15 protein-coding genes are annotated in these 17,747 nt (G+C 70.0%); 2 read left to right on the top strand and 13 right to left on the bottom strand.

The window, feature by feature from the left end; all coding sequences use genetic code 11:
* Positions 1 to 24 precede the first annotated feature (24 nt).
* Together AC07F0_RS18360 and AC07F0_RS18355 are read right to left on the bottom strand one after the other, a co-directional pair.
* Positions 25 to 888, bottom strand: coding sequence for an ABC transporter permease (locus AC07F0_RS18360; RefSeq protein WP_478980037.1), 864 nt, complete (start codon positions 886 to 888; stop codon positions 25 to 27).
* Positions 878 to 1,693, bottom strand: a complete 816-nt coding sequence (locus AC07F0_RS18355; protein WP_478980035.1) for an ABC transporter ATP-binding protein — start codon at positions 1,691 to 1,693, stop codon at positions 878 to 880. Before AC07F0_RS18355 ends, AC07F0_RS18360 begins: the two co-directional genes overlap by 11 nt.
* A 161-nt stretch (positions 1,694 to 1,854) precedes the next feature.
* Between AC07F0_RS18355 and AC07F0_RS18350 the strand changes: the two genes are divergently transcribed.
* Positions 1,855 to 2,550 carry a response regulator gene (locus AC07F0_RS18350; protein ID WP_478980034.1) on the top strand — a complete coding sequence of 232 codons (696 nt, stop codon included), beginning with the start codon at positions 1,855 to 1,857 and terminating at the stop codon, positions 2,548 to 2,550.
* Between the two features lie 24 nt (positions 2,551 to 2,574).
* Here AC07F0_RS18350 and AC07F0_RS18345 read toward each other — a convergent pair whose 3' ends face one another.
* From AC07F0_RS18345 to AC07F0_RS18320, 6 genes are all read right to left on the bottom strand, one after another.
* Positions 2,575 to 4,167, bottom strand: coding sequence for a solute symporter family protein (locus tag AC07F0_RS18345; protein ID WP_478980032.1), 1,593 nt, complete (start codon positions 4,165 to 4,167; stop codon positions 2,575 to 2,577).
* The gene (locus AC07F0_RS18340) at positions 4,164 to 4,718 is read right to left on the bottom strand and encodes a DUF485 domain-containing protein (RefSeq protein ID WP_478980030.1); all 555 of its coding nucleotides are present in this window, start codon (positions 4,716 to 4,718) and stop codon (positions 4,164 to 4,166) included. The genes AC07F0_RS18345 and AC07F0_RS18340 overlap by 4 nt, the downstream gene beginning before the upstream one ends.
* Before the next feature lie 69 nt (positions 4,719 to 4,787).
* Positions 4,788 to 5,471, bottom strand: a complete 684-nt coding sequence (locus AC07F0_RS18335; protein WP_478980028.1) for a response regulator transcription factor — start codon at positions 5,469 to 5,471, stop codon at positions 4,788 to 4,790.
* Positions 5,468 to 6,619 carry a sensor histidine kinase gene (locus AC07F0_RS18330; RefSeq protein ID WP_478980026.1) on the bottom strand — a complete coding sequence of 384 codons (1,152 nt, stop codon included), beginning with the start codon at positions 6,617 to 6,619 and terminating at the stop codon, positions 5,468 to 5,470. Before AC07F0_RS18330 ends, AC07F0_RS18335 begins: the two co-directional genes overlap by 4 nt.
* Positions 6,616 to 7,140: a DUF1453 domain-containing protein gene (locus AC07F0_RS18325; protein WP_478980024.1), complete on the bottom strand. Its 525-nt coding sequence runs from the start codon at positions 7,138 to 7,140 to the stop codon at positions 6,616 to 6,618. The genes AC07F0_RS18330 and AC07F0_RS18325 overlap by 4 nt, the downstream gene beginning before the upstream one ends.
* A gap of 423 nt (positions 7,141 to 7,563) precedes the next feature.
* Complete coding sequence (locus tag AC07F0_RS18320) at positions 7,564 to 9,687, bottom strand: DNA gyrase/topoisomerase IV subunit B (protein WP_478980022.1); 2,124 nt, start codon at positions 9,685 to 9,687, stop codon at positions 7,564 to 7,566.
* Positions 9,688 to 10,129: 442 nt separating this feature from the next.
* Between AC07F0_RS18320 and AC07F0_RS18315 the strand changes: the two genes are divergently transcribed.
* Positions 10,130 to 10,363, top strand: coding sequence for a DUF7455 domain-containing protein (locus AC07F0_RS18315; protein ID WP_356923528.1), 234 nt, complete (start codon positions 10,130 to 10,132; stop codon positions 10,361 to 10,363).
* A 246-nt stretch (positions 10,364 to 10,609) separates the two neighbouring features.
* On the opposite strand, the gene AC07F0_RS18310 is transcribed toward AC07F0_RS18315, so the two are convergent.
* The 5 genes from AC07F0_RS18310 to AC07F0_RS18290 form a co-directional block, all read right to left on the bottom strand.
* Positions 10,610 to 11,446, bottom strand: coding sequence for a S1 family serine peptidase (locus AC07F0_RS18310; protein ID WP_478980020.1), 837 nt, complete (start codon positions 11,444 to 11,446; stop codon positions 10,610 to 10,612).
* Between the two features lie 134 nt (positions 11,447 to 11,580).
* On the bottom strand, positions 11,581 to 13,119 hold the full coding sequence (locus tag AC07F0_RS18305; protein ID WP_478980018.1) for an RNA polymerase sigma factor: 1,539 nt from the start codon (positions 13,117 to 13,119) through the stop codon (positions 11,581 to 11,583).
* Positions 13,120 to 13,546: 427 nt separating this feature from the next.
* On the bottom strand, positions 13,547 to 14,434 hold the full coding sequence (locus AC07F0_RS18300; protein ID WP_478980016.1) for a FadR/GntR family transcriptional regulator: 888 nt from the start codon (positions 14,432 to 14,434) through the stop codon (positions 13,547 to 13,549).
* Between the two features lie 161 nt (positions 14,435 to 14,595).
* Complete coding sequence (locus AC07F0_RS18295) at positions 14,596 to 16,800, bottom strand: ABC transporter ATP-binding protein (protein WP_478980014.1); 2,205 nt, start codon at positions 16,798 to 16,800, stop codon at positions 14,596 to 14,598.
* 109 nt (positions 16,801 to 16,909) lie between these two features.
* On the bottom strand, positions 16,910 to 17,668 hold the full coding sequence (locus AC07F0_RS18290; RefSeq protein ID WP_010034909.1) for an NUDIX hydrolase: 759 nt from the start codon (positions 17,666 to 17,668) through the stop codon (positions 16,910 to 16,912).
* Between the last annotated feature and the right edge of the window lie 79 nt (positions 17,669 to 17,747).

Genomic DNA, 17,747 nt, shown 5'->3' with positions numbered 1-17,747 from the left:
AAGGGGGGGCGTCCGGAGTGGGTGTCAGTGCTCGGAGTCCGCGGGCTTCCAGCGGAAGATGCGGCGCTCGGCGAAGGTGAGCAGCCCTTCGGCGAGCAGCGCGACGACGGCGAGTATGACCATCGCCGCGTAGACCCCGGCCGCGTTGAAGGTGCCCTGGGACTGCGCGACGAGCAGGCCGATGCCCTTGGTGGCACCGATGTACTCGCCGACGATGGCGCCGATGAGAGCGAAGCCGAAGCTGACGTGGAGGCTGGTGAAGATCCAGGACGTGGCGGACGGGATGACCACCTGGAAGGTCACCCGGCGGTCGCTCGCGCCCAGGATCCGGGCGTTGGAGACGAGGTTCCGGTCCACCTCGCGGGCGCCCTGGAAGGCGTTGAAGAACACCGGGAAGAAGACCAGGACGACGGCCGAGGCGACCTTGGAGGCCGGGCCGAGCCCGAACCAGATCACGAAGATCGGCGCGAGGACGATCCTGGGAATCGAGTTGAGCACCTTGATGTATGGACCAAGAACATCGGCGAGCAAGGCGATCCGTCCCAGCGCGATGCCGAGCACGACGCCGCTGACCACACCGAGGACCCAGCCGAGCAGTGCCTCGTAGAGCGTGTACCAGATCTGCTCGCCCAGCGAGCCGAGCGCCGTCCCGTGCAGGACCCAGGTGGAGATCTGGTCCCAGATCTGCGAGGGCATGGAGAAGTTGAACGGGTCGATGACCTTGGCGCGGGACAGCACCTCCCACAGTCCGAGGACTCCGACCAGCAGGAGCGCCCGGACGAGGTTGATCAGGACTTTCCGCTTGCGTGCGGCCCGGGCCCGCGAGTGGGCGCGGTCCGGTGCCTTGGCCGTCTCCACGACCGGTGTGCTGAGGAGCTCAGGCGACATGCGCGCCACCCCTCTCGCGGGTGATCCGCACCTCTTCGCCGAGGGACTCCCAGATCTCGCGGTAGATCTCTATGAACCGCGGCTCCAGCCGCACCGCCTCGACCTTGCGGGGCCGCGGCAGGTCGATGGTGAAGACCTGCTTGACGGTCGCGGGACCTGCGGTCATCACGACGACCTTGTCGGCCAGCGCGATGGACTCCTCCAGGTCGTGCGTGACGAAGACGACCGAGGCACGTGTGCCTTCCCACAGTTCGAGCAGCTCGTCCGACATCAGCGCCCTGGTCTGCACGTCGAGCGCCGAGAACGGCTCGTCCATGAGCAGGATCTCGGGGTCGTTGACGAAGGTCGCCGCGAGCGCGACGCGTTTGCGCTGGCCGCCGGAGAGCTGGTGCGGGTAGCGGTCCTCGAAGGCCTCGAGGCCCACCCGGGCCAGCCAGTCGCGCGCCTTCCGCTTGGCCTCCGTCTTGGGCACGCCACGGAAGCGCGGTCCCGCCATCACGTTGGACAGCACCGTACGCCAGGGGAAGGTGGCGTCCTGCTGGAAGACGAAGCCGACCTTGTCGCCGACGCCGCGCACCGGCTCCCCGGCGACCAGCACGTCGCCCTCGGTGGGCTCCTCCAGACCGCTGACCAGGGTCAACGTGGTCGACTTACCGCAGCCCGTGGGGCCGACGACCGCGACGAACTCCCCACGGCCGACCGTGAGATCCAGGTCCCGGACGGCCGTGTGCAGGCCGCCCGACGGGGTCCTGAACGTCTTGCTCGCGCCCCGCAGCTCAATGGCGGGGCTGTTGTCTGCGCTCATGGCCGGGGACGGTAGGTCCGGCTCGGCAGGCGGCATCAGTCTTGTGAGCGCATACCGTTCTTTTGCTCGCAAGAGCCTGTTGTGCTCGTTTTGCGCGGGATACAAAAACGTAGCCGAAACAAGGGCTTGACGCCCGCATGGCCTTGAGGGAAAGAGGCCCGATGATTGACGTCCTGGTCGTGGACGACGACTTCCGTGTCGCCGAGATCAACGCGAAGTACGTGGGAAGGGTCCCCGGCTTCCGGGTGGCGGCCCGCGCGCACAGCGCTGCCCAGGCGCTGGCGGCGGTGCAGCGCGGAGGGATCGATCTGGTCCTGCTGGACCACTATCTCCCCGACGGGACGGGGCTCGAACTCGTCCACCGCATGCGGGAACAGGGGCACGGCACCGACGTCATCATGATCACTGCGGACGGCGACGTGGCGACCATCCAGGCCGCCATGCGCCTGGGCGCCCTGCATTACCTGGTCAAACCGTTCACTTTCGCTGCGCTGCACACCCGCCTGGAGTCCTACGCCGCCCTGCGCCGCACCGTCGAGCGGGTCGGCGGCGGCCGCGGCGTCGCCGTCCAGGAACAGGTCGACCGGATCTTCAGCGCCCTGCGCACCACCCCGGCCCTCGCGTCGCCGGGGCTGCCGAGCGGGAACTCGGAGCCGACGACGGAACTGATCTGCCGCGTCCTGCATCGCGCCGACCACCCGCTCTCCGCCCACGAGGTCGCCGCCGAGACCGGACTGAGCCGCTCCACCGCCCAGCGCTACCTGCGCCGCTTGGAGCAGTCCGGCCGCCTGCGCCTCTCCCTCAAGTACGGCGACACGGGCCGGCCCGAACACCGCTACGCGTGGGTGGCACCGTAGCCCCACGACCGGGCAGGACCGCCCCTACGCCGCTCCCGCCCCAGTCAGCGACCGCACCTCTGTCTCCGCGTGCTTGGCCTCGTCCGGCACCTCCGCCGCGGTGACGGTGCCCAGCCAGCCCGCGAGGAAGCCCAGCGGGATCGAGACCAGGCCCGGGTTCTGCAAGGGGAAGTACTGGATATCGACGTTCGGGAACAGCGAGTCGGGGCTTCCGGAGGCCACCGGGGACAGCGCGACGAGCACCACGGCCGGGATCAGACCGCCGTAGACGGCCCACACGGCACCCCGTGTGGTGAAGCCACGCCAGAACAGGGAGTAGAGCAGCACCGGGAGGTTCGCCGACGCCGCGACAGCGAAGGCGAGGCCCACCAGGAACGCGACGTTGAGATCCTGCGCCAGCAGACCGAGGGCGATCGCCGCGACGCCGACACCGACGGCCGCGACCCGGGCCACGGCCACCTCGCTGCGGGGCTTGCGGCCCCCGCGCCGCAGGGAGGCGTACAGGTCATGGGCGACCGACGCCGAGGACGCGAGCGTGATGCCGGCGACCACGGCGAGGATCGTGGCGAAGGCGACCGCGGCGACCACCGCGAAGAGAACCGTTCCACCCGTGGATCCCGCACCACCCCCCAGGTCGAGCGCCAGCAGCGGAACGGCCGTGTTCCCGGATGCGTTCGACCCGCGTACCGCGTCCGGCCCCACGATGGCGGCCGCGCCGAACCCGAGCACGATCGTCATCAGGTAGAAACCGCCGATGAGCCCGACGGCCCAGACGACCGAGCGGCGCGCGGCGCGCGCGGTGGGCACGGTGTAGAACCGGGACAGGATGTGCGGCAGCCCCGCCGTGCCCAGCACCAGGGCCAGCCCCAGACTGATGAAGTCGAAACGGGCGGTCCAGTCACCGCCGTACTTCAGCCCCGGCGCCAGAAACGCCTGTCCGTGACCGCTGCGCTCGGCCGCCGTGAGCAGCAGCCGGTCCAGGTCGCCGTGGAAGCGCACCAGGACGAGCGCCGTCAGCGCGATCGTGCCGCCGAGCAGCAGGACGGCCTTGACGATCTGGATCCAGGTCGTCGCCCGCATCCCTCCCATCGACACATAGATCACCATGAGCGCGCCGACGCCGATGACGGTCCAGGCCCGCGCCGCCGCGCTCGTGCCCCCGAGCAGCAGCGCCATCAGGCTGCCCGCGCCGACCATCTGCGCCACCAGATACAGCACGGACACGGTGACCGAGGAGGTTCCCGCCGCGATCCGTACCGGCCGCTCCCGCATCCTCGCCGCCACGACGTCGGCGAGCGTGAACCGACCGCAGTTGCGGACCAGTTCGGCCACGAGGAACAGCACCACCAGCCAGGCCACGAGGAAGCCGACGACATACAGCAGCCCGTCGTAGCCGAACAGCGCGATGAGCCCGGTGACCCCGAGGAAGGAGGCGGCCGACATGTAGTCACCCGCGATGGCAAAACCATTCTCCATGGGTGAGAAGAGCCGCCCGCCCGCGTAGAACTCCTCCGCCGAACCGCGCCGGCTACGGCTCACCCATGTCGTGATCGCCAGCGTGACCGCGACGAACCCGCTGAACAGCAGCAGCGCCAGCGTCTGGCGTTCATCCGTCACGAGGCACCACCGTTCACGCCGCGCGTCAGCTCCTGTGTGTCCCAGCGCAGGTCGAGCGCCGCCCGGTCCCTGCGCAGCCGCGCGTGCCGCGAGTAGGCCCAGGTGAACAGGAACGTGGTCAGGAACTGCCCGAGCCCCGCCACCAGCCCCACGTTCATCGCCCCCACCACGGGCCGGGCCATCAGCTCCGGCGCGGCCGTGGCAGCCACGACGTAACCCACGTACCAGGCGAAGAACGCCACGAAGGCCGGCACCACGAACCTCCGGTACCGCCGCCGCACCTCCTGGAAGGCCGCGCTGCGCTGCACCTCCAGATACACATCGGCCGCCGCTACCCCAGTCTCGCCCTCCCCGCGTGCCGATGGAACCACCACCGAAGCCTGCACCCCGGCGCCGTCCGGCTCGCCCCACCCGGAGGCGAGGGCGTCGTACCAGGGATCGTCGTACCTCAGGTGTCCGGCCTCCTCGGCCGGGCCGACACCGTCGAGTCGCTCGACCGAACTTTCCTGACCAGCCCCGTCTCTACGGGGACGGCCCTTGCTTGACTGCATGCCCAAGGATGGACAGAACGGGACGGTCACTGACTCTTCTTCCCCTCGCTCTTCACCCCATTAGGTGACTCAGCCCGCCGGGGGACGTACCAGCCCCTTTCCGTACGCGTAACGCACCGCCTGTGCACGGTCCTTGAGCCCCGTCTTGGTGAACAGGTTGTTGATGTGGGTCTTCACGGTCGCGGTGGAGACATGCAGCCTGCGGCCGATCTCCGCGTTGTTCAGCCCCTCGGCGATGAGCAGCAGCACCTCCGTCTCCCGCGCGGTGAGCCCGTCCGGCGCCTCGGGCGGCGTGGCCGTCCTCATCTCGGTCTCCGTCAGACGCTCCAGCAGCCGCCTCTGAATGCTGGGCGCGAGCCCCGCGTCGCCGGACAGCACGCTGTGCACCGCCCGCACGATCTCGTCTCCGTCGGCATCCTTCGTGAGATAGCCGCGCGCTCCCGCTGCCAGTGCCGGGAAGAGCGATTCGTCGTCGGCGTACGTCGTGAGCACCACGACCTGTGTACCGGGGTGCTCCGCGCGGATCCTGCGGGTCGCCTCCACCCCGTCGCAGCGAGGCATCCGCAGGTCCATCAGGACCACGTCCGGGGCGACTTCGGTCACGAGTCGCACCGCCTCCTCCCCGTCCCCCGCCGCGCCGACGACCTCGATCCCGGGCAGCAGACCGAGCAGCATCACGATGCCTTCCCGCACCACGGTCTGGTCGTCCGCGACCACCACCCGAGCGGTCTTCCGCTCGGCCTCATCCGTCATACCGGCACCTTCAGCGTCACCACGAACCCCTCTTCACCCGGCCCGGCCTCCAGCGAACCGCCCAGCAGCTCTGCTCGCTCCCGCATGCCCAGCAGACCGTATCCGGCTCCCGTCCCGGTCAGCTCGCCCGGCGAGCCGCCCGAGTCCCGCACATCCAGGGTCACTTCACGCGGGTCGTAGTCGAGTCGCAGGCGTACCTTGGCGCCCGGGGCATGCTTGCGGGCGTTCGTCAGAGCCTCCTGAGCCGCTCTGCGCACCGCCTGCGAAGCCTCGGCCGGCAACGCCCTGCGTTCACCCGTGATGGTGATCTCGGCGCCGTCGGTGGTTCCCACCAATTGGTTCAGGAACTCCTCCAACGGGGTCAGCTCCCCGCGCAGGGCGGAGAGCGCCTGCCGTGTCTCGGCGAGCCCGCCACGCGCCATCTCCCGTGCCGCCACCACCCGTTCGAGAACCTGCTCCCGCTCCCCACCGCGCTCGATCAGCAGCCGGGCCGCCTCCAGGTGTACGAGCTGGGCAGACAGGCTGTGCGCCAGCACGTCGTGAATCTCCCGCGCTATGCGGGCCCGCTCCGAGAGCGCCGCAGTCTCCGCCTCGGCCGCACGGGCGGCCCGCTCCTGGGCGAGCAGCCGCTGGGCGCTGCCGCGGGCCTCGGCGTCCAGGCGCAGTGTGTATCCGGCCAGGGCGAGTCCGACGCCGGTGACCACGGATGTCAGCGGGTCGTCGTTGTTGACGGCCCCGAACGAACCGAGCGCCACGCCCGCTGCGCTGAGGGCGACTGCCGGTGGGAGCCGCTCCAGCGCCGAGACGGCGCATCCACACCACATGACCAGGGCCGCGGCTTTGAAGCCCGACAGATGGGCCGCGACTGCGACGCCCTGAAGCAGCGCGAGCGAGGCCAGCGACGGCCACAACCGGTGCTGGAGGGTGGTCCGGAAGAACACCCAGGCGAGCAGCGCCGCCAGGAGCACCCCGCCGGCTCCGGCCACCGCCTTCCAGCCACGCGCCTCGCTCTCGGCAAAGGCCCCCCACATCAGCACACCGAGGACCAGAGCGCGCACCGTCCAGGCCAGCAGGCACCGGGAGCGTGAGAGTCCCTCGCGGCTGAGCGCCTCCCGGGAAGGCCAGCGTGTCCAGGCGTTCTCCTTCACACGCGCTCCTTCCCCGCAGGCGCAGACGTGCTGTCACCGTACGCCCGGCCCGCGTCCACGGCAGGATGCAGCAACCGACCGCGCCAGGCCAGGATTCCGGCCCGGACGAGCAGGGTGCCGGCGAGCCCCAGCAGGAGGGCGGAGCTGTCCTGGTGAACGCCCACCGCGGCGCCGAGCGCGAAGAGCCCGACACGCAGCCCGATTCCGAGGAGCCACACGGCGACGCTCGCGCCGCTGCTCTTGCTCCACACGGTGCCGTCCGGCTCCACCCATATGCGGGTGGTCCAGGCCCAGCCCGCCCCGGTGGCCAGGCCGACGAGCAGTTCGGCGCCGAGCAGCAGCGCTGAGGCCGTGGGGTGACGGTCGTCGAGTATGCCGGGCTCGCGCAGTGCGACGACGGCCAGGATTGCGGGCAGGAGCCACCAGCGGCGCTCGCCGTCGATGGGGGTTGCGCGGAACTGCCGGGCGATCACCAGCATGGCCACGACCACGATCACCAGCGTGTCGACGAGCCCGGACATCATGACCTCCGTGAGCGAGGAAGGAGATGCCGGCAGCGGTGCCGCCGACGCCTTCGACGTTACGGAAATCGCCAGGTCACGGGATCGGAGTGCGGGTGGAATCATGGGTGGATCCCCGACCGGGCGCTTCTCCACCCAGGGGTGGAGAAGCGGCTCAGGCACGGCGGCCCGGCGGGCGGGGTCGTAGCCGGACCGGGTCGTATCCGGACCGGGTCGTATCCGGACCGGGCTGTATCCGGACGGGTTGTATCCGGACCGGGTCGTCCAAGCCGGTCCGTTGGCGCACCAGGCATGGCACAGAGCACGCGCCGACCTCCCGGCGGAGCAGGACCCGACGAGTACCAGGGAAAGTGAGCCGGGCCGGACCTGCCCAGCCCGCCCAGCCTCCGTGTCCGCCAATGCCCGCCACGGCCGGCGCAGCGGCTACGCGTCGATGCGCGACCGATCCAGCGTCGCCGCCGAGTTGGAGATGAACTCCTTGCGCGGCGCGACGTCGTTGCCCATCAGCAGATCGAAGACCTGCTCGGCTGCCTCCAGGTCGGAGAGGTTGATCCGGCGCAGGGTGCGGTGGCGCGGGTCCATGGTCGTCTCGGCCAGCTGGTCGGCGTCCATCTCGCCGAGACCCTTGTAGCGCTGGATCGAGTCCTTGTAGCGGACGCCCTTGCTCTGGAGCTCCATGAGCTTGTCGCGCAGCTCCCGGTCCGAGTACGTGTAGATGTACTTGTCCTGGCCCTTCTTCGGCTGGACGATCTCGATGCGGTGCAGCGGCGGCACCGCCGCGAAGACCCGGCCGGCCTCGACCATCGGCCGCATGTAGCGGTGGAACAGGGTCAGGAGCAGAGTGCGGATGTGCGAGCCGTCGACGTCGGCGTCGGTCATCATGATGATCTTGCCGTAGCGGGCCGTGTCGATGTCGAAGGTCCGACCCGATCCGGCTCCTATGACCTGGATGATCGCACCGCACTCGGCGTTCTTGAGCATGTCCGTCACGGACGACTTCTGGACGTTGAGGATCTTGCCCCGGATCGGCAGCAGCGCCTGGAACTCGGAGTTCCGGGCGAGCTTCGCCGTACCGAGCGCGGAGTCGCCCTCCACGATGAACAACTCGCTGCGGTCGACGTCGTCACTGCGGCAGTCGGCGAGCTTGGCCGGCAGTGAGGAGGACTCCAAGGCCGTCTTGCGGCGCTGGGCGTCCTTGTGCTGCCGGGCAGCGATGCGCGTACGGGCCGCGGCGACGGCCTTCTCCAGCACGACACGGGCCTGCTGGGCGGCGTCCCGCTTCGTGGACGTCAGGAAAGCCTTGAGCTCCTTGCTGACCACGTTGTTCACGATGCGGCGGGCCGCCGAGGTCCCGAGGACCTCCTTGGTCTGGCCCTCGAACTGCGGCTCGGCGAGACGCACGGTGACAACCGCGGTCAGGCCCTCCAGGGCGTCGTCCTTGACAATGTCGTCCTCGGCGACGCGCAGGAGCTTCTTGGTGCGCAGCACCTCGTTCATCGTCTTGGCGACGGCCTGCTCGAAGCCGGCGACGTGGGTGCCGCCCTTGGGAGTGGCGATGATGTTGACGAACGACCTGAGCGTCGTGTCGTAGCCGGTGCCCCAGCGCAGCGCGACGTCGACACCGAGTTCCCGGGTGACCTCGGTGGGGGTCATCTGGCCGTGGTCGTCCAGGACGGGGACCGTCTCCTTGAAAGTGCCCTGTCCGGAGAAGCGGAGGACGTCGCAGACCGGCTTGTCGTTCGCCAGGTACTCGCAGAACTCGCTGATCCCGCCGTCGAAGCGGAAGGACTCCTCGCCCTTGCTGCCGCCCTCGCCGAGCCCGTACTCGTCGCGCACGACGATGGTCAGGCCGGGCACCAGGAACGCCGTCTGGCGAGCCCGCTGGTGCAGGTTCTCCAGGGAGAGCTTGGCGTCCTTGAGGAAGATCTGGCGGTCGGCCCAGTAGCGCACGCGCGTGCCGGTGCGGCTCTTGGGGATCTTCTTGGCCTTGCGCAGGCCGCCCTTGGCCTCGAACTTGGCGTCGGGGCCGTTTCCGGCGAAGGCGCCGGGGGCACCGCGCCGGAAGCTGATCGCGTGGGTGTGTCCACCGCGGTCCACCTCGACGTCCAGACGGGCGGACAGGGCGTTCACCACGGAGGCACCGACGCCGTGCAGACCGCCGGAGGCGGCGTAGGAGCCGCCTCCGAACTTGCCGCCGGCGTGCAGCTTGGTCATGACGACCTCGACACCGGAGAGGCCGGTCTTGGGCTCGACGTCGACCGGGATGCCCCGGCCGTTGTCCCGGACCTCGACCGAGCCGTCGTCCTGGAGGATGACCTCGATGTGGTCGCAGTAGCCGCCGAGGGCCTCGTCGACGGAGTTGTCGATGATCTCCCAGAGGCAGTGCATCAGGCCACGGCTGTCGGTCGACCCGATATACATTCCGGGGCGCTTCCGCACGGCCTCGAGCCCCTCGAGGACGAGCAGGTGCCGCGCGGTGTAGTTGGAACCGTCCCGGTCTGCTCCTGCCAGCAGAGCTGTGGACGGCACGGACGTTTCGGCGGTCACGCGGTTCGCTCCTCGCTGAATTTCAGATGGGGCCCTCATGGGTAAGGGCGCGGCTTCAGTCACCGGTGAGAGGGTACCGAGGCCTGGTAGAGCCGTTGTAACGCCACCCTCGTCGGAAACTCACCCTAGTCCAGACTCGCATGCCTGTTCGATCCCTCGTTGGAGTGAAGCACACATCACGTTCCCTTCCAGGCATGAACCATTTAGGCTCCGGGCACGTCCTCATGAACAACCGGCAACCCAGCCGGGAGGACCGACCACCGATACAACGCGAAGCTCCGTAAGACACATAGACACGCAATACGGCACATTCGCCGCCAACCGGCAGCAGACAGCCGCCTCGCAAAGATTTTTTCGAGGAAAAGCCACGAGCGGGAACGTTTTGGGGCTGGTTGGATGTTGACCCTGGTACGACAGCTCGTCGAGCTAGAGAAGAGGCGACGTGACTACTGTTCTGACCCCTGCGAGCCAGTTGACGGCCGCTGATCGCTGCGACCGCTGCGGCGCCCAGGCGTACCTGCGCGTCGTCCTGCTCAGCGGCGGAGAACTGCTCTTCTGTGCCCACCACGGGCGCAAGTTCGAGCCGGAACTCAAGAAGATCGCCGCTGAGATACAGGACGAGACGGAGCGGCTGACGTCCGCTCCCGCGACGACTGCCTCCGAAGAAGAGCGCTGACACCTCGCGTCCGACGACGAGCCAGCCCCGGCACAGGCCGGTGAACGGGCGGCTGCCTCCACCATCGAGGCAGCCGCCCGTCCTCGTCCCCGCGCGTCCGCGCAGGTCCCCCTGTGCACACGCCGCGCGTCTTCTCCACACCCACGTTCAGCCGAACGTGCACATGACCTTCACGCGGGACCGGCTTCACCGTCACGCCCGTGGCCGGCTTCAGGCCCGTAGTGAGCTTCAGACCGGTGTGCAGCTTCACGCCCGTGACCACCCGGGCGTGCGGACGATGTCGGACACCCGCATGTACACCCCGGGGCTGCCGGCCCGGCCGCAGCCGATCCCCCAGGAGACGAGGCCGATCAACCGCCCCTGGGCCACCAGCGGGCCCCCGCTGTCGCCCTGGCAGGCATCCCGGCCCCCCTTCGTCTCTCCGGCGCACAGCATGCTCCGGGCGTCGTAGACGCCGTTCGCACCTCCCGGGTACGCCTCCTCACATTGAGCGTCGGGAAGCACCCGCACGTGTGCCGCCCGCAAGCTGTTCGGGTAGTCCCCGGCACCCGAGATGTCGCCCCATCCGTACACCGTCGCGGTCCCGCCCACGGCGTACGCGGGGTCACCGGCGACCGCCATGTCGATGACCGAGTCGGCGGGGAGGGGCTCGGCCAGCGTGAGTACGGCGAAGTCCCCGACGTTGGAGACACCGTCGTAGGCCGGGTTCACCCAGGTCTCCCGCACCGCGACCTCCCGGCCACCGCGGTCCGAGAGCAGGTCTGTGCGCCCGGCTATGACCCTGAGGTCGGATACGCGCTCCGGCGGCCCGCCCAGGACCTCCTCGTCCAAGCAGTGGGCCGCGGTGAGCACGGTGGTGCGGCCGACCGCCGCGCCACCGCAGAACTGCCCCGCGCGCGTACCCCCGAACCGGTCACGACTGGACAGGGCCACCGTCCAGGGGCTCTCCGACGCGTCGACGGGGAATCCGCCTATGACCACCCTATCGGCGGCCACAGGCGCACTGGAGCTCACTGACAGGACGGATACCGCGGCTGCCACGACCAGCGATCCGGCCAGGGCCCGTCCAAAGCGACGACGCATACGCACTCCTCACTCCGTGATGTCGGCTATACACCCAGAGTGATTCAGCCCGTGGCAGCCCGCACCCGCGGAGGCATGAAGAAGGCCCGGTTCCCTCGGGGGACCGGGCCTTCCGCGTCGTACGACCGCGACGACTAGTCGAGGTAGTCGCGCAGCACCTGCGAACGCGACGGGTGACGCAGTTTCGACATGGTCTTGGACTCGATCTGGCGGATCCGCTCACGCGTGACGCCGTACACCTTGCCGATCTCGTCGAGGGTCTTCGGCTGACCGTCGGTGAGACCGAAGCGCATCGAGACCACGCCCGCCTCGCGCTCGGACAGGGTGTCGAGCACGGAGTGCAGCTGCTCCTGGAGCAGCGTGAAGCTGACCGCGTCGGCCGGGACGACCGCCTCGGAGTCCTCGATGAGGTCACCGAACTCGCTGTCGCCGTCCTCGCCCAGCGGGGTGTGCAGCGAGATGGGCTCGCGGCCGTACTTCTGGACCTCGATGACCTTCTCGGGGGTCATGTCGAGCTCCTTGGCCAGCTCCTCCGGGGTGGGCTCGCGGCCCAGGTCCTGGAGCATCTGGCGCTGCACACGCGCGAGCTTGTTGATGACCTCGACCATGTGCACCGGGATACGGATGGTGCGGGCCTGGTCGGCCATGGCGCGGGTGATCGCCTGACGGATCCACCAGGTGGCGTACGTGGAGAACTTGTAGCCCTTGGTGTAGTCGAACTTCTCGACCGCGCGGATCAGACCGAGGTTGCCCTCCTGGATGAGGTCCAGGAAGAGCATGCCGCGGCCGGTGTAGCGCTTGGCCAGGGAGACCACCAGACGGAGGTTGGCCTCCAGGAGGTGGTTCTTGGCGCGGCGGCCGTCCTCGGCGATGATCTCCAGCTCGCGCTTGAGCTTCGGGGCGAGCTTGTCGGCGTTGGCCAGCTTGTCCTCGGCGAACAGTCCGGCCTCGATGCGCTTGGCGAGCTCGACCTCCTGCTCGGCGTTGAGCAGGGGGACCTTGCCGATCTGCTTGAGGTAGTCCTTGACCGGGTCGGCGGTGGCACCGGCGGCGGCGACCTGCTGCGCCGGCGCGTCGTCCTCGTCCTCGTCGGACAGCACGAAGCCGGCGTTCTCCGTGCCCTCGGGCTCCTCGACGGCCTTGCCGGGAGCAGCCTCCTCGAGTACCTCTTCTTCGAGAAGCTCGACGTCGTCCTTCTTGGCGCTGGTCTTCTTCGCCGCGGTCTTCTTGGCGGGCGCCTTCTTCGCCGCCGCCTTCTTGGCGGTCGTCTTCTTGGCGGCTGCCTTCTTGGCCGGCGCCTCTTCCTCGGCGGCGGGCTCGGCGGCGGGCGCCGCCGGCGTGGCGGTGGCGGTGGGCTTCGTGGTGGTCACCGCCTTGGCCGCGACCGTCTTGGTGGCGGTGCGCTTGGCGGGACTCTTCGCTGCGACGCTCTTTCGGGTGCGCTTGGGCTCTGCGGCACTGACCATCAGCGTCACACCCTCTTCCTCGAGGATCTGGTTGAGGCTGCGCAGTACGTTCTTCCACTGAGTGGCCGGAATCTGGTCAGCTTCGAAGGCCCGACGCACGTCATCGCCGGCGATCTGCCCCTCAGCCTTTCCCCGCTCAATGAGAGCCATGACAGAGACGGACTCGGCGATCTCCGGCGGGAGCGTACGGGATGTGCTGGCCGACACGAACAACCTCTCGGAACGTTGGAAAACGGCTTCCGGCCCCGTCCACAGTGGACAGGAGCCGACCGCCGGCTTGGGGGTGGGCCGACGGCGCGGGCGGGGGCCGGGAAGATTCACAGCGCCGTGAACGGCGTCCGTATTCCCTCCGCGGCTGTCACCTCTTAGGTCATCGCGTTCTTCCCGCGAGCGTTACGCCCAATTCGCGTGGCCCGAGTCACACCCCGTAAGCGCACAAAAGAGATAAAACACGGGCAAAGCAGGTCACATCTGGTTGTTACCCGGCCACTCCGCGGATCATGCGGCCCCTTCGCGCCGTCGGACCCCGCAGGATCTTGGTGATCCTGCGGGGTCCGACGGGAGGCGGGCCACCGAACGGGCACTGCCACAGGAGGGGGGTGGCACACCCGGCCGCGCCGCCCGCGGAACGCGGTCAGTGCTCGCGGGGAGCGGGCACCACGCGTTCCACCTCGGGATGGACCGTGAGGAGTTGCCGCATCGCCGCCTCGGCCGCGGCTCCGTCGCCGGCGGCGAGGGCGTCGCAGATGCGGCCGTGGTGCGCCAGCGACGTCTCGTTCGGCCGGTCACAGCCCGTGACCGGACCTCCGGAGACCTGGAGGGCCGCGGACACGATCCCGGACAGGTGCGCCAACATGCGGTTGCCGGCGACCTGGATGAGCAGCGAGTGGAACTCGGAGTCGGCACGGGAGAAGGTGAGCGCGTCACCCTGAGCCATCGCGTGCCCCATGATCTCGACCATGTCCGTCAGGCGCTGCTGGACGTCCTCGCGCCCGTGCCCGGCGGCCAGGCGGGCGGCGACCGGCTCGATCGTCCAGCGCAGCTCGCTCAGCTCGCGCCGCTGGTCGTCGCGCTGCGGACCGAAGGCCCGCCACTCGATGATGTCCGGATCGAGAAGGTTCCAGTCGCTGACGGGGCGCACTCGCGTGCCGACGTTCGGGCGGGCGCTCACCAGGCCTTTGGCCTCCAGGACGCGGAGCGACTCGCGGACGACGGTGCGGGAGACCTCGAACCGCTGGCCGATCTCCTCGGGCACCAGCGGGCGGTCGGCGCCCAGGTCGCCGGAGACGATCATCTGACCCAGCTGCTGGACGAGTTGGCCGTGCAGCCCGCGTCCGCGGCTGCCCGCGGCGCGCCTGCCCACCCGGCCCAGCTCGGGGTCCCCGCCGTCCCAGGCAGGGGCACCGACGCGGTCGACGGCGGGGGCCTCCGCGAAGGGGTATCGGTCGAGTTCGCCCGGGCTCGCGAGGCCGGAGTCAGCGGAGCGGGCGGCGGTCATCATGGTGTGCGCAAGGGTACTCACGCATCCTTTGTCGGCGCCGTCTCCAACTCCCTTGAGGTCTTTGGTGAAAAGCACACGAAAGGGTGATCGCTCACCCCGTCGCAATTGACGCCTTATCGGAAAGAAATGGGCGCTCTGCGGGGAGTTGTGCGCATGGCCGGACTAAGGGTTACGGACAGTCGTCACCGGAACCGGCTCCGCAGCGCGGTGAGCAGGTACGCGCAGAGCAGTGTGGTCAGCGACAACGTCAGTGCGCCGCCGACAGGTTGGGAGATCACGCTGAGCGCGGCTTCCAGATAGCGCTCTCCCCCGAAGGGCCATCGCGGCAGGAGAGCCTCGCGCAGCCGCACGGGAAGTCCCGCCGCGGTCCGCACGGACGGTCCCTCCAGGACCTTGTGCACCGCGGGTACGACGAGAAGTGGCACGGCGGCCACGGCCGCGAGCCCGGCCGTGGTGGACCGGAAGACGCCCGCGGCCAGTACGCCCGCCCAGGCGCAGCCGACCACGAGCCCGATCCAACTCACACTCATGGACAGCCAGTCGGCGGGAACCTGGGCGAGCTCCCGTCCGTAGACGAGATAGAGCACTTCGGCGTCGCAGCCGACGGTGAGGGTGGCCAGCAACAGCGCGGTGGCCGTGGCGACGAGCAGTTTGGCGGCCAGCAGCCCGAGCCGACGGGGCACGGTGCCGCGGTCCGCGGCCAGGGCGGGGTGGCGGAACTCGTCGCCGAAGGCCAGCGCGCCGAGCAGTCCCGCGCCGAGCGCCGCGGGCGGCAGGGGCAGCTCCCGTGGCCATGCGGCCAGCAGGCGCGGTTGCGGGGTGTGCCCGATCCGGGCGAGCACGACGGCGGTCACGGCGGACACGGCGAGCACGGCGGCCCCGGTGAGGAACCCGGTGCCGATCCCGGCGGCACGGCGGATCTCGTAGCGGAGGGGGTGCAGGGGGCTGGGGGCGGGGCGGACGGAGATGGGAGGCGGCAGAGGGGGCAGTGCGTCGAGCGCGCACACCGTGCGTGCGCCGACGCGGTGGAGAGCAAGAGGTGCCGTCGTCTCCTCTTCAGGACGGGCCTCGGCGTTGGACAGGTGACCGACCGAGGGAGCGTCCGGCCTGTCCTGCGGCTCTGTGGCGGGCTGTGGGCGCCCCTCGGAGGCCAACGGCTCGTCGGCGACCGGCTTCGATGCGTCAACGGAAGGTCGTGACTCAACCGGGGGTCCCGGCTCGGCGCCGGCGGCCACGGGTTCGGCGGCGCCCGGGACCGGCTCCGGCGCGTCGAGGGAGGGGCGCGGCTCACCGTTGGCGGCCTGGAACGCAGCGGCCGTCCGGTGCGCGTCCGTGACGTGCCCTGGCCCGGGGTCGGCGCACTCCGGCTCGGCGCCGATGCCCCCGAGCGTGCCGGCCGGCGTTCGCACTGTGCCGGCGGCCCCGCGCGAGCCGTCCGCCGTCTGCCCTGCCGTGCCCGGTACCGGGTCACGGCTGACATGCGGCTCACCTGCCGGAGCGGCTCCTGCCCCCGGCCCCATGTCGCCGACCTCGTCGGCGAGTTGGTGGACGACGATGCCGTGACGGTACGCCGTCTCGCCGACCTCGGCGCAGGTACTGCCGTACACGGAGAGGCGGTTGCCGCCTTCTCGTACGACTTCGACGGAGCGCCGCGCGGTGCGGGCCTGCTTGGTCAGGAGAACCGCCAGACGCGCCGCGTGCGGACTGCGTACGGCGACCCGGGGACGCAGGCGGGTGCGCGAGAACTCCGCGACCTCCTGGTCGGCCACGACCCTGCCCTGCTCCAGAGTGACGACGCGGTCGGCGGTGCGGGCGGCCTCCTTGGGGTCGGCCGTGGTGAACAGGACCGTGCCGCCCTGGGTGGCGTGGGCGCGCAGCATGCCGTGCAGCCAATGGCTCTCGCGGACGGACAGACCGTCGGCCGGGGCGTCGAGGACGAGCGTGTGCGGGTCGGCCAGGACGACGCAGGCCAGGCCCAGGCGGCGGTCCATGCCGCGCGAGAGGGTTCCGAGGCGTTCGTCTCGCAGGCTCACGAGTCCGACCGCTTCGAGGACTTCGTCGGCACGCCGGACCGGGACGCCTGCCGCGGCGCACAGCATGCGCAGATGACCGCGGACCGTGCGGGCCGGGTGCCCCGGCACGTCGCCCAGCAGCACACCGACCTCGCGCGAGGGATGGGCAATGCGGTGCAGGGGGCGGCCCCGGAAGTAGGTGACGCCACGGCCCTGTTGGAGTTCCAGCATGAGTCTGAGGACTGTCGTCTTGCCGGCGCCCGGTGCTCCGAGCAACGCGGTGACGTGGCCCGCTCGTGCCTCGAAGGAGACGTCATCGGCTGCGGGCGGAAGCCCTTTGCGGGGATTGCTGGTCAGTCCGAAGGCCTGGATCACCCGCAGCAAGATAGCGCGCTATGTCCGGTTTTTCGGGCAGCGCGAGGCTTGCCTGAGGCACGACAATCCCCTTGTCGGGGCAGCGGGCGCGTGGCGTTCCGGACCCGCGTCAGACCTCGGGGCGCAGCATCGGGGGGTTGAGGAGAGTCGCACCGCCGGCACGGAAAAGCTGAGCCGGGCGGCCACCCTGGCGGGTGGTCGTCCCACCGGTGGGGACGAGGAAGCCCGGTGTGCCCGTGACCTTGCGGTGGAAGTTGCGCGGGTCGAGCGCCACGCCCCACACCGCTTCGTAGACACGGCGCAGCTCGCCGACGGTGAACTCGGGCGGGCAGAAGGCCGTGGCCAGCGACGAGTACTCGATCTTGGAGCGGGCGCGCTCCACTCCGTCCGACAGGATCTGCGCGTGATCGAACGCGAGCGGCGCGACCGGTTCGGCGTCGCGCCCGTAACCGCCCTGCCGCAGCAGTTCCTCCACCGGGGCCCAGCGCGCGTTACTGGCGTCACCGCCGGCCCTGGGCGCGGGCAGGTCGGGAGCGAGCGCGAGGTGGGCCACACTGACGACCCGCATCCTGGGATCCCGCTTGGGGTCGCCGTAGGTGGCGAGCTGTTCCAGATGTGCCCCGTTGTCCTGGGCGGGGACGGACGGGTCGTGGACGCGCAGTCCGGTCTCCTCGGCCAGCTCGCGTGCCGCCGCCTGCGCCAGGTCCTCGTCGGCCCTCACGAAACCGCCGGGGAGCGCCCAGCGCCCCTGGAACGGCGGTTCCCCCCTGCGTACCGCCAGCGCACACAGGGCATGGCGGCGAACGGTCAGCACGACCAGGTCCACGGTGACGGCGAAGGGCGGAAACGCTGACGGGTCGTAGGGCATGCCGCGATCATAGTCGTCTGCCTGACGATAAACACTCCCTTCGCCGGTCGCATCGGCGACTGATCCACTGCGGTCGACA

It is taken from the genome of Streptomyces sp. NPDC045955 (assembly GCF_056430805.1).
The sequence above is the reverse complement of the archived record's forward strand: the minus strand, read 5'-3'. Positions and strand labels throughout refer to the sequence as shown.